We start from the raw sequence: 14,386 nt of genomic DNA, 5'->3' as shown, positions 1-14,386 counted from the left end.
TCCCCGCGCCCCTGAAAAAGCAGGGGCTGCGCCCCGTGCTTTTTCAACGGCCCGCAGGGGCCGTTGCCTTCAGGGGCGCGGGGAACTGCGCGACCGGCCCCCACCGGACCCGCACCCGCCCACCGACCGACCGACCACCCGACCGCATCGACCGAAGCCCGCGACCCTACCAACGCCGAATTCGCTCGCTCCACCCCTTTCCTATGCGGACAGTTGGGGGCGATGAAACAGCCCTGAGCGACCCAGGAAACCGAGGAGCGCCCCCATGTCGACGCTGCGCGTCACCGCCGAAGTGCTGACGATCCACGAACACCCGAACGCCGACGCGCTGGAACTGGCCCAGGTCGGCCTGTACCGAGCCGTCGTCACCAAGGGCGCGTACCGCACCGGCGACACCGCCGTCTACATCCCGGAGCAGTCCGTGCTCCCGGCCGGGCTGATCGAGGAGCTGGGGCTGACCGGACGGCTCGCCGGCGGCAGGTCGGACCGGGTCAAAGCCGTACGGCTGCGGGGCGAGCTGTCGCAGGGCATCGTCTGCCGCCCTCGGGCACTCGCGGGCGTGGATCTGTCGGCCGCCGTCACGGACGGCACGGACTTCGCGGAGCGGCTCGGCATCGTGAAGTGGGTGCCGCCGATCCCGCCCACGATGAGTGGCGAGGTCGAGTCGGCGCCGGATCTGCTGCCCTGGGTCGACATCGAGAACATCCAGCGCTATCCCGACATCTTCACGCCCGGCGAGCGGATCGTCCTGACGGAGAAGCTGCACGGCACGGCCTGCCTGGTGACGTACTTCGCCGAGGACGGCCGTGTCCAGGTGTCCTCGAAGGGCTTCGGCTCGAAGTCGCTCGCCCTGAAGGAGGACCCGCGCAACCTGTACTGGCGTGCCGTCCACGGACACAAGGTCACCGAGGCCGCGGCCCGGCTCGCCGAGCGGCTCGGGGCGCGCCGGGTCGGGATCTTCGGCGAGGTGTACGGCGCGGGGGTGCAGGACCTGACGTACGGCGCCGACGGCCGCCGGGACACGCTCGGGTACGCCGTGTTCGACGTCTCCGCCGACATCGACGGCCACGTCCGCTGGCTGGACTCGGCGGAGCTGTCCGAACTGCTCGACGGCGAACTGCCGCTGGTGCCGAGGCTGTACGAGGGCCCGTACGCCGTCGACCGGGTGCTGGAGGTGGCCACCGGCCGGGAGACGGTCTCCGGACGCGATCTGCATCTGCGTGAGGGTGTCGTGATCCGGCCGGCCGTCGAGCGGTACAGCCCGGTGACCGGCGGACGGGCCGTCGCGAAGGCGGTCAGCCCGGCGTATCTGACCCGCAAGGGCGGCACCGAGTACGAGTGAGACCGGCCCCCACGGGATCTTCGGGGGACTCGTGGGGGTCCGGGGAGCCCGGGAGCTGCTCAGCGGCAGCTTCCGGGCTCCTCCTGTCCTGCCTGTCGGACGTGTTCGACCTGTTCGACCGCGCGCGGCGACGGCTGCCGGTCGCGGGCCGTCCGGCGCTCGACCAGGAGGCGGGAGCCGGACTGCCGTTCGCCGAAGACGTCGTCGGGGTTGGACAGCACACAGGTGGCCAGGGACAGACAGCCGCAGCCGATGCAGTCGGTGAGGTGGTCGCGCAGCCGGTTGAGCTGCTTGATCCGCTCGTCCAGCTCGGACCGCCAGACCTCGGAGAGATGGGCCCAGTCCTCCCGGGTGGGCGTCCGCTCCTCGGGCAGCTCGGCGAGCGCCTCCCGGATCGTGGCGAGGGGGATGCCGACGCGCTGGGCGGCCCGGACGAAGGCGACGCGCCGCAGGGTGTCCCGGCTGTAGCGGCGTTGGTTGCCCGTGGTGCGGCGGCTGCTGATCAGCCCCTTGGACTCGTAGAAGTGCAGCGCGGAGACGGCGGCACCGCTACGGGCCGACAGCTGGCCGACGGTCAACTCGTGGATCTTCTCAGGGATCTGGGGCACCCCTCCGAGCCTACCCACACCCGACAGGGTCGCGGTCCGTTGACAGGGGGCGCGCGGCCGACCATGCTAAGCAGTTGCTTAGATATCTGGGATCAGGGAGGCCGGGACATGGCAGAGCCGAGGATCTTCACGTCCGCCGAGGAACTGAAGGCGGCGGTGGGTGAGCAGCTGGGGTACAGCGACTGGCTGGAGGTCGACCAGAAGCGGATCGATCTCTTCGCCGAGGCCACCGGTGACCACCAGTGGATCCATGTGGACCCGGAGAAGGCGGCGGCCGGGCCCTTCGGGACGACCATCGCCCACGGCTATCTGACGCTGTCCCTGCTGCCGTTGCTCGTTCCGCAGGTGCTCAAGGTCGACAACGTGAAGATGGGCGTCAACTACGGCACCAACAAGGTCCGTTTCCCGGGGCCGGTCCCGGTGGGCTCGCGCCTGCGCGCCACCGCCACGCTCCAGGAGGTCGCCGAGGCGGGCGGCGGGGTGCAGGTCACGGCCGCCGTGGTCGTGGAGCGCGAGGGCGGCGAGAAGCCGGTCTGTGTGGCGGAGTCGGTGTCGCGGTACTACTTCTGAGCCCCGTGGCGCGGCGTGCGTGACCGCCGCGCCACTTCGTGTGCTCCTACCCGGGTGCGACCGCCCGGCCGGTCTGCGGTGAGATCATCCCGGCGCAGAGGTTTCGGGCGGCCAGCCCCTGCGCGATGCGCGGGACCGCCGCGAGCGTGTTGGCGGACCAGTCGTGCATGAGGATGACCTGACCGTTGGTGAGCCGGGCGGCGGCCCGCACGATCGCGTCCGTACTGGCGCCGTTCCAGTCCTGCGAGTCGACGTTCCAGATGATCTCGGTCAGGCCGTGTGCGGCCGCGACCGATTTCACCGTCGCGTCGGTCTCGCCGTACGGCGGCCGGAACAGCTTCGGGGTACCACCGCCCGCGCCGGCGATGGCCTGCTGGGTGCGGGCGATCTCCGAGTCGATCTGCGCCCGGCTCAGCCGGGTCAGATGCGGATGGGTGTAGCTGTGGTTGGCCACCCACATACCGGCGGCGACCTGGGCCCGCACCAGCGCGGGGTTGGCCGCGGCGTACTGGCCCTGGTTGAACATGGTGGCCCGCAGCCCGTTCCGTGTCAGCGCGTTGAGCAGGGCCGATGTGCTGCCGGACGGGCCGTCGTCGAAGGTGAGCCCGACGTATCCGTTGCAGGCGGCGGCCCGCGCCGGGGCGGCCTCGGCGGCGGTGAGCGTGAGGGGGACGGCACTCGCCAGGGCCGTCACCACGACCGCCAGCCGCTTCCCCAGGCGACGCGACCAGCGGCGCGGTCCGGTGCTCACGGGGCCACCGTGATGCTGGAGTTGCCGCTGCTCCGGTACCCCTCGGTCGCCATGATCATGTAGTACCGGAAGCTGCCGAGGGGCATTCCGGCGCGGGCCCAGGCGTCGAAGTGGTTGCCGGTGGTGATATTGCCGCCCGTCCGCTTCGACTGACGCACGCTCCAGTACTGGTCGAAGGTGCGGGTGCCCTCGACGGACGGGGCGTTGTACCGCGTCGTCTTGTAGATGTCGTACGTGCCGCCGTCGCTGGTGACCGTGCCCTTGTACGTGCCCGTGGGCCGGTAGGTGCCCCAGTTGTCGACGATGTAGTACTCGATGAGCGGACTGGCCGTCCAGCCGTAGAGGGTCAGATAGGCGTTGCCGGACGGGTTGAACGAGCCCGAGTAGGTGACGGTCCTGCGGGAGCCGTTGCTCCAGCCCTTGCCGGCGACGAAGTTCCCGGTGTTCCGCCAGGAGGTCCGGTAACTGCCGCCGGAGGCCAGGGTCATGGAGACCGTGCCCGGGGCGTCGGTCCAGAACGAGTAGTAGAAGCCGTTGTTGCTGCCGGTCTGGTTGCTGGTGACGACCGTGTCCGCGTGGGCGGTGCCGGGCAGGGCCACCGTGGTCGCGGCGGCCACCGCGGTCGCGCAGAGACCGGTCATGAAGAGCCTGCGGCTCGGAGGCTGGGCGGGAGTGGGTGCGGGGGCAGATGCGGGTGCGGGTGCGTCGTTCATACGCGCGCGTCCTCCTCGGGCTTGTGGGGTTCGCCCTGTCACCCGGGGAGTGTTGGACTGCTCCTGTCAACTGTCAATGCTTTCGGCATCGACCCCGAAACATTCGCGGTCCACACCAGCGAAGATGCGCCATGACCCACAGAGGGCGGTCAGGACCCCGGGCCCGAATCCTCGAATGTTTCGAAGAACGACCCGATCGCCGAGGTCACTTCTTCGCGCCCACCATGCGCAGGACGAGATCCGCGTACAGGGAGCCGACCTCGTCGGGGGTGCGCGGGCCGTTGACGTTGAACCAGCGGGCCACGTCGATGCAGAGGGAGAGGACGGCGATGGTGGTGCCGCGGACGTCGGGGACGTCGAAGTCACCGGCGGCGACACCGTCCTCGATGATGCCGCGCACCGCCGCGTCGTTCTCCCGGCGGAGGGTGACGATCTCGGCGCGGGCGTCGGGGCCGAGCGCGTCCAGCTCGTACTGGACCACGCGGGCCACGGTGTGCTGCCCGGCGTGCCAGCGGACGAAGGAGCGTACGGCCTCGGCGAGGCGGTCGGCCGGGGTGCCCTCGCTGTCGGCCGCCGTGCGCAGGACGTCGAGGGCCTTCTCGTGCCCGATGCGGCTGATCCGGTGGAGCAGCTCTTCCTTCGTCTTGTAATGGATGTACAGTGCGGCGGGGCTCATGCCCGCGCGGCCCGCGATGTCACGGGTCGTCGTGGCGTGATAGCCACGCTCGGCGAAGGCCTCCACGGCGGCCACCAGCAGCCGCCGGGCCGCGTCCGGGTTGACCTCGCCCCACGGCTGCGGCTCGCCGCCCGCCGTGTCCTCCGCCGTACTCATCGCTCGCTCGCCCCTTCCGATGGCTGGGCACCACCATACCGCCGAAAGGTGAGCGAGCGCTTAGAAGGCCCGTTCAGGGCTGTGCCGCCCAGGAGCGGAGCGGGGCTTCGCGGAGACGTCAGAGCTTCTCGAAGGGGTCGTGCTCCGCGAGGAGCTTCTCCAGTCTGGCCTGGTCGACCCGGCTGACGATCCGCCCGGCCTCCTGCCGGTCGCGGATCACCTTGGCCAGGGTGAACGACGAGGTCACGAGGTAGAGGACGGCGATGGCGAGGAAGGCGCGGACCCAGGTGTCTGCGTCGAGGTGGTAGATACCGACGGCGGTGGCCGTCATGGCGACGGCGAAGGACGAGACGGCCTGGCCGTAGAAGGCCGCCGTGTTCTGCTGCTTGACCGGTGTCTCACTCATGGGGACATGGTTCGACAGGTGTGGTTCGAGCCACATCCGTTCGGATACTCAGATCGGCGCGCGGCGCGGGCCGCGCGTACTCAGAACTCCGGCTCAGAACGCCGAAACCCCCGTCAGGGCGCGCCCGATGAGCAGTTTCTGTATCTGGCTGGTGCCCTCGTAGAGGGTCATCACTCGGGCGTCGCGCAGGAGTTTTCCGGCCGGGTACTCGTCGATGTAGCCGTAGCCGCCGAAGACCTGGAGGGCGTTGTTCGCGGCGCGGACGGCGGCCTCGGAGGCGAAGAGCTTGGCCTTGCTGGCCTCGGTCACGAAGGGCTGCCCCCGGTCGACGAGGTCGGCGACACGCCAGGTCAGGAGCCGGGCGGCGTCGACGTCCACCGCGATGTCGCTGATGAGTTCCTGGACGAGCTGGTGGTGGGCGATGGTCTTGCCGAACTGCTCGCGCTCGCCCGCGTACCGCACCGCCACGTCCAGCGCGGCCTGGGCGATGCCGACACAGCCGGCCGCGACCGACATCCGGCCCTTGGCGAGCGCGGACATGGCGACGGTGAAGCCCTTGCCCTCCGGGCCGAGCATCGCGGAGGCGGGGACCCGGACGCCGTCGAGGACCAGTTCGGCGGTGGCCTGACCGCGCAGGCCGAGCTTGCCGTGGATGGCGCGGCGGGTCAGACCGGGGGTGTCGGTGGGGACGAGGAAGGCGGAGACACCCTTGTGGCCGGGGGCGTCGGTGGAGCGGGCGAAGAGGAGGACGACATCGGCCCAGGTGCCGTTGGTGATGAACATCTTGGTGCCGCTGATGACGAAGTCGTCGCCGTCCCGGACGGCCCGGGTGGCGAGGTTGCCCGCGTCGGAGCCGGTGCCGGGTTCGGTGAGGCCGAAGCAGCCGACGTACTCCCCCGCCGTGAGCCCCGGCAGCCAGCGGCGCTTCTGCTCCTCGCCGCCCCAGGCCGCGATCGTCTTGGCGACCAGGCCGAGGGAGACGGAGACGATGCCGCGCACGGAGGAGTCGCCGCGGCCGAGTTCCTCGGTGACCAGGCAGTACGCGAGATGGTCGCCGCCGGAGCCGCCGTACTCCTCGTCGACGGTGAGCCCCAGGAAGCCGACCTCGCCGAGCTTCTTCACGATGCCCCGGTCGACGTTCTCGGCGCGGTCCCAGGCGATGACGTGCGGGGCGATCTCGCGCTCGACGAAATCCCTCGCGAGCCGGCGTACGGCGGTCTGCTCCTCGCTGAGCTCCAGGTTCACGCGCCCGCCCCTCATCCGTTCCCATTTAAATTACCACTGCTAGTTTTAGCGGCTCAGCCCTACTATGTGCGCCATGGCCCGACCGCGCAAGCCCTTGCTGAGCACCGACCGCATCGTGGAGACGGCGCGGGCGCTGGTGGACGCGGAGGGGCTGTCGGCGGTCTCCACCCGGCGGCTCGCCGCCGAGCTGGGGGTGAGCGGGCCCTCCCTCTACAACCACTTCCGCACCATGGACCAGATCCTGGAAGCCGTCGCCGACTCGGTGAGCGCGCAGGTCGATCTGTCGATGTTCGAGGACGGGCGGCACTGGCGGACCGCACTGCACGACTGGGCGGTCTCCTACCGGTCCGCCCTGCGCGACCATCCGAACATCGTGCCCGTCCTCGCCCGGGGGCCCGGACGGCGGCCCGCGGGGCTGAAGGTCGCCGACGTCGTGTTCGGGGCGATGGTCGAGGCGGGGTGGCCGGCGGCACAGGCCACGTCCGTCGGGGCGTTGATGCGGTACTTCATCATGGGGTCCGCGATCGGGTCGTTCGCCGGGGGGTTCGTGGACGACGAGAGCGCGTACGACCCGGCCGACTATCCCCATCTCGGGCAGGCCCATCTGCTGGCCGAGCAGCAGGAGAAGGTGGACGAGCGGGCGTTCGAGGTGGGGTTGCGGGCGCTGCTGGACGGGCTGGAGCAGCAGTACGAGGGGGTGCGGCGGGGCGGGGGTGCTTAGGCACCCGGCGCCCGAGGTGAGGACGGGCGGGCAGGCGACCTCGGCGTCCGAAAACCGCGAGCCCTCGCGGGTCCTCCCCGCCTAGCCTCGACCCCATGACGAACCACTCCCAGGTCACGCCCACCCGCAAGGTCGAACTGCTCGCGGCGGGGGCGGCCGTCGTCACCGTCGTGCTGTGGGCCTCGGCCTTCGTGTCGATCCGCAGCGCCGGGGAGGCGTACTCGCCGGGCGCGCTGGCGCTCGGGCGGCTGCTGGCCGGGGCGCTGGCGCTGGGCGCGATCTGGCTGGTGCGCCGGGAGGGGCTGCCGCCGCGGGCCGCATGGCGGGGGATCGCGGTGTCCGGGGTGCTGTGGTTCGGGTTCTACATGGTCGCCCTGAACTGGGGCGAGCAGCAGGTCGACGCGGGCACGGCGGCGCTCGTCGTCAACATCGGGCCGATCCTCATCGCCCTGCTCGGCGCCCGGCTGCTGGGCGACCCGATGCCGCCCCGGCTGCTCGCCGGCATGGCGGTGTCGTTCGCGGGCGCGGTCGCCGTCGGGCTGTCGATGTCCGGCGAGGGCGGCGCCTCGGTGCTGGGCGTCGTCCTGTGCGTCCTCGCGGCCGTCGGATACGCGGCCGGGGTCGTCGCGCAGAAGCCCGCGCTGGGCGCGGCGAGCCCCCTCCAGGTGACCACGTTCGGCTGTCTCGTCGGCGCGGTGGTGTGCCTGCCGTTCGCCGGGCAACTGGTGCGGGAGGCCGCGGACGCGCCGGTCTCGGCGACCCTCAACATGGTGTACCTGGGCGTGTTCCCGACCGCCCTCGCCTTCACCACCTGGGCGTACGCCCTCGCCCGTACGACCGCGAGCCGGATGGGCGCGACCACGTACGCCGTGCCCGCGCTGGTCGTGCTGATGTCCTGGCTGGCACTCGGCGAGGTACCGGGGCTGCTCACCCTGGCCGGTGGCGCGCTGTGTCTGGCGGGGGTGGCGGTGTCCCGGTCCCGGGCCCGTACGCGGGAGACGGCCGGCCCTGCGGCGAGCGCGGCCGGTGCCGCGCCCACGGATGTGGATCCGGGGGCGCGGCAGCAGCACGGGCGGGCCGCGCGGGACTAGAACATGATCCGAACGACAGGCCCTGACTCTCGGCGCACGGGGCCGGCCCTCCGCTCACTAGCCGTCCGCTCGTGAACTCGCCCTTCCCGCGAGGATCTTGATCGACACGAGCGCGATCACCGAGAGCGCGATGATGTACGCGGACACCGCCATGGACGTGCCGGTGGCCTCCAGGAGCAGGACCATCAGGAACGGGGCGAGGCCGCCGCCGAGGACCGCCGCGATCTGGTAGCCGAGGGAGGCTCCCGTGTAGCGCATCTCGGGGGTGAACAGCTCGGCGAACAGGGCGGCCTGCGGCCCGTACATGATGCTGAGGAAGCAGCCGGCGACGAACGTGCCGACGGCGAGCCACAGCAGGGAACCGGTGTCGATGAGCAGGAACATCGGGACGGCCCACAGGGCGATGCCGGCCGCGCCCAACGCGTAGACCCGGATACGGCCGACGCGGTCGGAGAGGGCCGCGGCGGCGGGGATCAGGATCAGCTGGGTGAGGCTGACGCAGAGGGAGACGGTGAGGACCGCGCTGCGTTTCATGTCGAGTTCGCGGGTGGTGTAGTCGAGGACACCGGTGATGAGGATGTAGAAGGTCGCGGTGTTCACGGCGAAGGAGCCGCCGGCCAGGAAGACCGTGCCGAGGTGGTCGCGGAGGATCGTCCGGAGCGGGGAGCTCTGTTCGCCCTTCTCCTTCTCCGCCAACTCCCGTTCCGCCGCCCGGAATTCGGGGGTCTCCTCCACATGGCGGTGGATGTACCAGGCGAGGCCGAGGACGAACAGGCCGACCAGGAACGGCACCCGCCAGCCCCAGGCCGCGAACGCCGAGTCGCTGGTGGTCGCGCCCACGACGAGGAACATCGTGTTGGCGCTCACCACACCGATGGGCACGCCGAGTTGGACGAAGCTGCCGTACACCCCGCGCTTGCCCTCCGGGGCGTACTCGGTGGCCAGCAGCATCGCGCCGCCCCACTGGGCGCCGACGGCGACACCCTGCGCGACACGGAGGAGGACGAGCAGGATCGGAGCGGCGATCCCGATGGTCTCGTACGTGGGGAGGAGGCCGATGGCGGTGGTGGCCACGCCCATCAGGGTGAGGGCCAGGACCAGCATCGGTTTGCGGCCCCGCTTGTCGCCGAGGTGACCGGCGACGATGCCGCCGAGGGGGCGGGCGAGGAAGCCGACGGCGAAGGCGGCGAACGCGGCGAGGACTCCTGCGGAGGAGCTGCCGGCCGGGAAGTAGAGGTCGCCCAGGACGAGGGCGGCGGCTATGCCGAAGACGAAGTAGTCGTACCACTCGACCGCCGAGGCGAGGGCCGCGGCGGTGGCCACCTTGCGGTGGCTCTGGGGGCGGGGGGTGGTGACGGGGACGGGGACGGAAGGGGGAGCGGTGTCCATGCGAGCACACTCCGGTGGGTGCGGGGACGTTCCGGGGAAGAGGAACGTACTGACCGGACGGTATGTGGGTCAACGGTCGTGCATGGATGGGTTCGGGGCGGGGGGTGGGTTTTCGGGTGCCGGTGGGTGGGGGCTGGTCGCGCAGTTCCCCGCGCCCCTAAAAGATTCAGGCCCCTGCGGGCCTGAAAGACCACGGCCCCGTCGGCCTGAATGGCGGGCGACGGGGCTGCGGGCCTGAGAGGCGACGGGGCTGAGGGTTGAAAAGCATGGGGCGCAGCCCCTGCTTTTCAGGGGCGCGGGGAACTGCGCGAGAAGCCCCACCGGACCCGCGGTCGAATCAGAACGTCACCAAAGCCCGGCCGCCCTTGCCCGCCCGCATGTTGTCGAAGGCCACCGGGATCTCGTCCAGGGCGATGCGGTCGGTGACCAGGGCGGACAGGTCCAGGCGGCCGGCGTTGATGTGGGCCGCGAGGAGGGGGACGTCGCGGGCCGGGTCGGAGTTGCCGTAGACGCAGCCGGAGAGGGTGCGGCCCCAGTGGAAGAGTTCCAGCGCGTTGAAGGTGACCTGCTGGTCCTTGCCGCCGATGCCGACGACGGTGGTGCGTCCGCCGCGCCGGGTCGACTCCCAGGCCGTCCGGATGGTGACCGCGCGGCCCACGCACTCCACGGCGACGTCCACCCCCTGCTTGCCGGTGAGGGCGCGGATCTCTCGGGCGGTGTCCTCGGAGGCGACGACGTACTCCGTGGCGCCCGCCGCCCGCGCCAGCTCCTCCTTCGCCGGGGAGACATCCACGGCGACGATCCGGGACGCGCCCGCGATCCGTGCGGCCTGGAGCGCGGCCAGCCCGACCCCGCCCACCCCGAACACGGCGACGGTCTCGCCCTCCCGGACCCGTGCCGAGTGGTGGACCGCGCCGTAGCCGGTGAGGACGGCGCAGCCGAGCAGGGCCGCGTCGGTGAGCGGGACGCCGTCCGGGGCGGGGAGGACACAGCCGGCGGCCACGACCGTCTCCTCCGCGAAGGCGGCCACGTTCAGGCCGGGGTGGAGGTCGGCGCCGTCGGAGGCGCGCCGGGCGTACACGTTCCCGGCCCCGACGAGCGCGTTCGCGCACAGCCACACCTCGCCGAGCGTGCAGGCGTGGCAACTCCCGCAGGAGGGGGCCCAGTTGAGGACCACGCCGTCGCCGGGCGAGACATGACCGACCCCGTCGCCGACCGCGAGGACGGTGCCGGCGCCCTCATGGCCGAGCACAGCGGGCACCGGCACCCGCATGGTGCCGTCGGACAGCGACAGGTCGGAGTGGCAGACTCCGGCGGCGGCCAGCCGCACCCGGACCTGACCGGGCCCGGGGTCCGGCAGTTCGATCTCGGTGATCTCCAACGGTGCACCGACGGCGGGCAGTACGGCGGCTCGAACGGCCATGGGGACGACTCTCCTACGCTCGCTGGACGACGACTTGCTCGGCCGGGCCCCCAGCCGTCGGGCCGGGGCCCGGGCCCCGGCCCGAACGTGCTCAGAACTGGAGGGACTTGGTCTGCAGGTACTCGCTCAGGCCGTGCGCGCCCAGCTCGCGCCCCACTCCCGACTGCTTGTAACCGCCGAACGGGGCCAGCGGGTTGAAGCGCCCGCCGTTGATGTCGACCTGACCGGTGTCCATGCGGCGGGCGAAGGCCACGGCCTCGCTGTCGTCGCCGGCCCAGACGGCGCCGGCCAGTCCGTAGACCGTGCCGTTGGCGATCCGCAGGGCGTCGTCCTCGTCCTCGTAACGCAGGATCGACAGGACCGGGCCGAAGATCTCCTCCTGGGCGATCGTCATCTCGGGGGTGACGTCGGCGAAGACGGTGGGGCTGACGAAGTAGCCCTGCTCGCGCGGGGGTTCGGCGCCGCCCGCGATCAGCCGGGCGCCCTCGGCGACACCCTGCTCGATGTAACCCCGCACCCGCGCCCGCTGCTTGGCGTTGACGAGCGGGCCGACACGGTCGCCGTACTTGGCGGCGGCCGCCCCGGCCAGTTCGACGGCCTCGTCGTACCGGGAGGTGTGGACGAGCATGCGGGTCCAGGCGCTGCACGTCTGGCCGGAGTTGGACATGACGTTGGCGACGCCGACGCTCACCGCCTTGGCGAGGTCGGCGCTCGGGAGGATCACGTTGGCGGACTTGCCGCCGAGTTCGAGGGCGACCTTCTTGATGGCGGCCCCGGCGGTCGCGGCGATCTGCCGGCCCACCGCCGTGGAGCCGGTGAAGGAGACCAGGTCGACGCCCTCGTGCTCGGCGAGCGCCTGTCCGGCGACCGGGCCGAGACCGGTGACCAGGTTGAACACCCCGGCGGGTACGCCCGCCTCGTGGACGGCCTCGGCGAAGAGCTGGGCGGTCAGCGGGGTGTCCTCGGCGGGCTTGAGGACGACCGTGCAGCCGGCGGCGAGGGCGGGCGCGACCTTGGCGACGATCTGGTGGAGCGGGTAGTTCCAGGGGGTGATCGCGCCGACGACGCCGATCGGCTCGTGGTGGACGGTCGAGTTGCCGACCTTCTCCTCGAAGGCGTGCTTCGCGGCCAGTTCGGCGTACGAGCCGGCGACCGCGACCGGCAGGTCCGCGTGCACCCGCTGGGAGAACGGCAGCGGCGAGCCCAGCTCCGCCGTCACCGTCTCGGCGATCTCCTCCCGGCGCGCGGCGAGCGCGTCCCGGAGGGCCCCGATGAGCGCGCCCCGTTCGGCGGGCGGGGTCGCGGCCCAGCCGGGCAGGGCGGCGCGCGCGGCGCGCACGGCGGCGTCGACGTCCTCGGCGGTGCCCGCCGGGACCCGGTCGATCACCTGCTCGTCGGCCGGGTTCACGACCTCGATCGTGTCGGCGCCGGCGGCGGGCCGCCAGGTACCGCCGATGTACATGCCGTCGTGTGCCTTCATCGTGCTGCCTCCCGGGCGGGGCCGTGTCGTCCGCCCCAAAAACTAGCCCTGATAGTTTTCCGGCACCAGAGCCCCCGGGAGTGAGGCACGACTCGTCGGCGGCCCCGGGCGCGCAGGCACCATCCGGGCGGGGAGCCACCGACCTGGGCGCGGAGGCATACCCGGGTGCGGAGGCCCCACCCCGGCTCTGACGGGCGGTCCCGCCTCAGAAGTCGACCCGCGTCCTGTCGTCGACCCGCGCGACCGCCTCCTGCCCGAACGCCTTCCGGTAGTCGCCGCGGATCTCCTCGATCTTCGGATCGCTCGCGGCGGCGGCCGACACCGGATACAGCAGGATCAGCTCGTACGACCGCTCCTTCTCGATCGTCCCGCTCGCGTCCCGCCACTGTCCGCGCCCCTCCTGCACGGTCAGCCCGTCCGGGAACCCGGGGGTGACCTCCCGGTCGACGAAGGCCGTGAACTGCTGGTCGGTGACGGCCGGACCGCCGTCGGGCCGCTCGGTGCCGAAGAGCAGCCGCGTCTCGACGTACGGCGTGCCGCGCGCCGGGGCGACCACGGAACCCATGGGGGCGTCCTCGGCGAAGGTGGCGTACGCGGTCGGGGCGCCGACGGCCAGCAGACAGACGGTGGCCGCGAGGGCGACCCGGGCACGGGTGAAGCTGCGGCGGGCACGGGCACCCGTGCCGGTGGGGTTCGTGGGGGTGTGGGGGTGCGTGGGGGTGGGGTGCGAGGTCATGCGTCCACCTCTAGCGGTATCACCGGTTCCGGATGCGTCGGCCGCGCCGGGGCCGGGCCGCGCGTGCGCCCGTACGCCCCCGGGGCTCGCCGAGGCGTACGACGCACGCCCCGCGCGCTGATTCCCCGGCTTGCGCGTCTGCTCACGGCGTGCGCGCGGGTTCCCGGGTCGCGGTGAGGTGGGCGAAGACGACGACGTTGCTCGCGTAGCCCTTCCGCCGGTCGTACACCCCGCCACAGGTGATCACGCGCAGCTCGGGGCGGCCCCGGTGGCCGTACACCTCCTTGCTGGGGAAGCGGTCCTTCTCGTAGGACTTCACGGCGTCCACGGTGTAGACGGCGGTGCGGCCGTCGGCCCGCTGGACCTCCACGATGCGGCCGGGCTTGATCACGTCCAGCGCGGCGAAGACGGCGGGGCCCGTCCGGGTGTCCCGGTGTCCGACGACGACGGCGGTGCCGGGCCCGCCGGGCGCGGGTCCCTCCTCGTACCAGCCGACCAGCTTGGGCTTGTCGTCCGGTGGCGCGGGAAGCCGGCGTCGCTCGTCGAGGCGGAGCCCGATCACCGGTGCCTCGATGCCGAGGTACGGGATGGCGACGGTCTTCGCCGGGGAGGGCGGCAGCGTACGGGGCCGGGCGGGATTCTTCGGCGCGGCCGGTCTGGTGGTGGGGGCGGGCCGTACGGGCTCGGCGGGTGCCGGGGCGGTGGGCGCCCCCGTGGCGTCTGCGGAGGCCGGCCCCGTCGGCGCTGCGGGCGCCTGGCTCGCCTGCCCGGCCGGGTCGGTGCCCCCTGCCGGGGCGGTGGGATCGGCGGGAGTGGGATCCGTTCGGTCGGCCCGTTGGTCGGGGGCCGACCTGGGGGACGCGGTGCGCGCGGGCTCGTCCGGTGGCGGGGGCGTGAAGTAGAGGGACGCCTGGGCGCGCGGCGCCCCCGCATCGCGCGCCCCGGTGTCGGCCCAGGCGGAGCGGGCCTCGGCTGGTACGGTCCGCTCCCTGTTCTCCGCCAAGTGGACGCCGCCCACCACCAGCGCGACGGTCATCACGACCGTCCGCGTCAGGCGGTAGGCGCGCGTCCGGTACCAG

At 72.2% G+C, this 14,386-nt stretch carries 15 protein-coding genes; 4 read left to right on the top strand and 11 right to left on the bottom strand.

Translation table 11 applies throughout. The annotated features are described in order from the left end of the window. Positions 1-265 precede the first annotated feature (265 nt). The gene (locus tag ABT147_RS26565; protein WP_351410452.1) at positions 266-1,342 is read left to right on the top strand and encodes an RNA ligase (ATP); all 1,077 of its coding nucleotides are present in this window, start codon (positions 266-268) and stop codon (positions 1,340-1,342) included. Between the two features lie 59 nt (positions 1,343-1,401). Here the strand turns inward: ABT147_RS26565 and soxR are convergent, their stop codons facing one another. Beyond that, on the bottom strand, positions 1,402-1,950 hold the full coding sequence (gene soxR / locus ABT147_RS26560) for a redox-sensitive transcriptional activator SoxR (RefSeq protein ID WP_351410450.1): 549 nt from the start codon (positions 1,948-1,950) through the stop codon (positions 1,402-1,404). Positions 1,951-2,058: 108 nt separating this feature from the next. Here soxR and ABT147_RS26555 point away from each other — a divergent pair, with 108 nt between their 5' ends. Continuing rightward, complete coding sequence (locus tag ABT147_RS26555) at positions 2,059-2,520, top strand: MaoC family dehydratase (RefSeq protein WP_351410449.1); 462 nt, start codon at positions 2,059-2,061, stop codon at positions 2,518-2,520. A gap of 46 nt (positions 2,521-2,566) precedes the next feature. On the opposite strand, the gene ABT147_RS26550 is transcribed toward ABT147_RS26555, so the two are convergent. From ABT147_RS26550 to ABT147_RS26530, 5 genes are all read right to left on the bottom strand, one after another. Next, positions 2,567-3,271, bottom strand: a complete 705-nt coding sequence (locus tag ABT147_RS26550; RefSeq protein WP_351410448.1) for a polysaccharide deacetylase family protein — start codon at positions 3,269-3,271, stop codon at positions 2,567-2,569. Beyond that, positions 3,268-3,984, bottom strand: a complete 717-nt coding sequence (xynA, locus tag ABT147_RS26545) for an endo-1,4-beta-xylanase XynA (RefSeq protein ID WP_351410447.1) — start codon at positions 3,982-3,984, stop codon at positions 3,268-3,270. The genes ABT147_RS26550 and xynA overlap by 4 nt, the downstream gene beginning before the upstream one ends. 205 nt (positions 3,985-4,189) lie before the next feature. Continuing rightward, the gene (locus tag ABT147_RS26540) at positions 4,190-4,816 is read right to left on the bottom strand and encodes a TetR/AcrR family transcriptional regulator (RefSeq protein ID WP_351410445.1); all 627 of its coding nucleotides are present in this window, start codon (positions 4,814-4,816) and stop codon (positions 4,190-4,192) included. A 118-nt stretch (positions 4,817-4,934) separates the two neighbouring features. Then, positions 4,935-5,222 (bottom strand): YiaA/YiaB family inner membrane protein, encoded by a 288-nt coding sequence (locus ABT147_RS26535; RefSeq protein WP_351410443.1) that lies wholly within the window; start codon positions 5,220-5,222, stop codon positions 4,935-4,937. A 93-nt stretch (positions 5,223-5,315) separates the two neighbouring features. After that, on the bottom strand, positions 5,316-6,467 hold the full coding sequence (locus tag ABT147_RS26530; protein WP_351410441.1) for an acyl-CoA dehydrogenase family protein: 1,152 nt from the start codon (positions 6,465-6,467) through the stop codon (positions 5,316-5,318). Between the two features lie 73 nt (positions 6,468-6,540). Between ABT147_RS26530 and ABT147_RS26525 the strand changes: the two genes are divergently transcribed. After that, complete coding sequence (locus ABT147_RS26525) at positions 6,541-7,188, top strand: TetR/AcrR family transcriptional regulator (RefSeq protein WP_351410439.1); 648 nt, start codon at positions 6,541-6,543, stop codon at positions 7,186-7,188. 95 nt (positions 7,189-7,283) lie between these two features. Beyond that, positions 7,284-8,279, top strand: coding sequence for a DMT family transporter (locus ABT147_RS26520; RefSeq protein WP_351410437.1), 996 nt, complete (start codon positions 7,284-7,286; stop codon positions 8,277-8,279). 57 nt (positions 8,280-8,336) lie between these two features. On the opposite strand, the gene ABT147_RS26515 is transcribed toward ABT147_RS26520, so the two are convergent. The 5 genes from ABT147_RS26515 to ABT147_RS26495 form a co-directional block, all read right to left on the bottom strand. Beyond that, positions 8,337-9,668 (bottom strand): MFS transporter, encoded by a 1,332-nt coding sequence (locus ABT147_RS26515; RefSeq protein WP_351410435.1) that lies wholly within the window; start codon positions 9,666-9,668, stop codon positions 8,337-8,339. Between the two features lie 337 nt (positions 9,669-10,005). Continuing rightward, positions 10,006-11,091, bottom strand: coding sequence for a Zn-dependent alcohol dehydrogenase (locus ABT147_RS26510; protein ID WP_351410433.1), 1,086 nt, complete (start codon positions 11,089-11,091; stop codon positions 10,006-10,008). A 91-nt stretch (positions 11,092-11,182) separates the two neighbouring features. Beyond that, positions 11,183-12,571: an aldehyde dehydrogenase family protein gene (locus tag ABT147_RS26505; RefSeq protein ID WP_351410431.1), complete on the bottom strand. Its 1,389-nt coding sequence runs from the start codon at positions 12,569-12,571 to the stop codon at positions 11,183-11,185. Between the two features lie 205 nt (positions 12,572-12,776). Beyond that, on the bottom strand, positions 12,777-13,307 hold the full coding sequence (locus ABT147_RS26500) for a DUF3574 domain-containing protein (protein WP_351410430.1): 531 nt from the start codon (positions 13,305-13,307) through the stop codon (positions 12,777-12,779). Between the two features lie 142 nt (positions 13,308-13,449). Continuing rightward, positions 13,450-14,343, bottom strand: a complete 894-nt coding sequence (locus tag ABT147_RS26495; protein WP_351410428.1) for a class F sortase — start codon at positions 14,341-14,343, stop codon at positions 13,450-13,452. Between the last annotated feature and the right edge of the window lie 43 nt (positions 14,344-14,386).

It is taken from the genome of Streptomyces sp. NPDC001868, from assembly GCF_040297125.1.
Classification (GTDB): Bacteria; Actinomycetota; Actinomycetes; order Streptomycetales; family Streptomycetaceae; genus Streptomyces.
The sequence above is the reverse complement of the archived record's forward strand: the minus strand, read 5'-3'. Positions and strand labels throughout refer to the sequence as shown.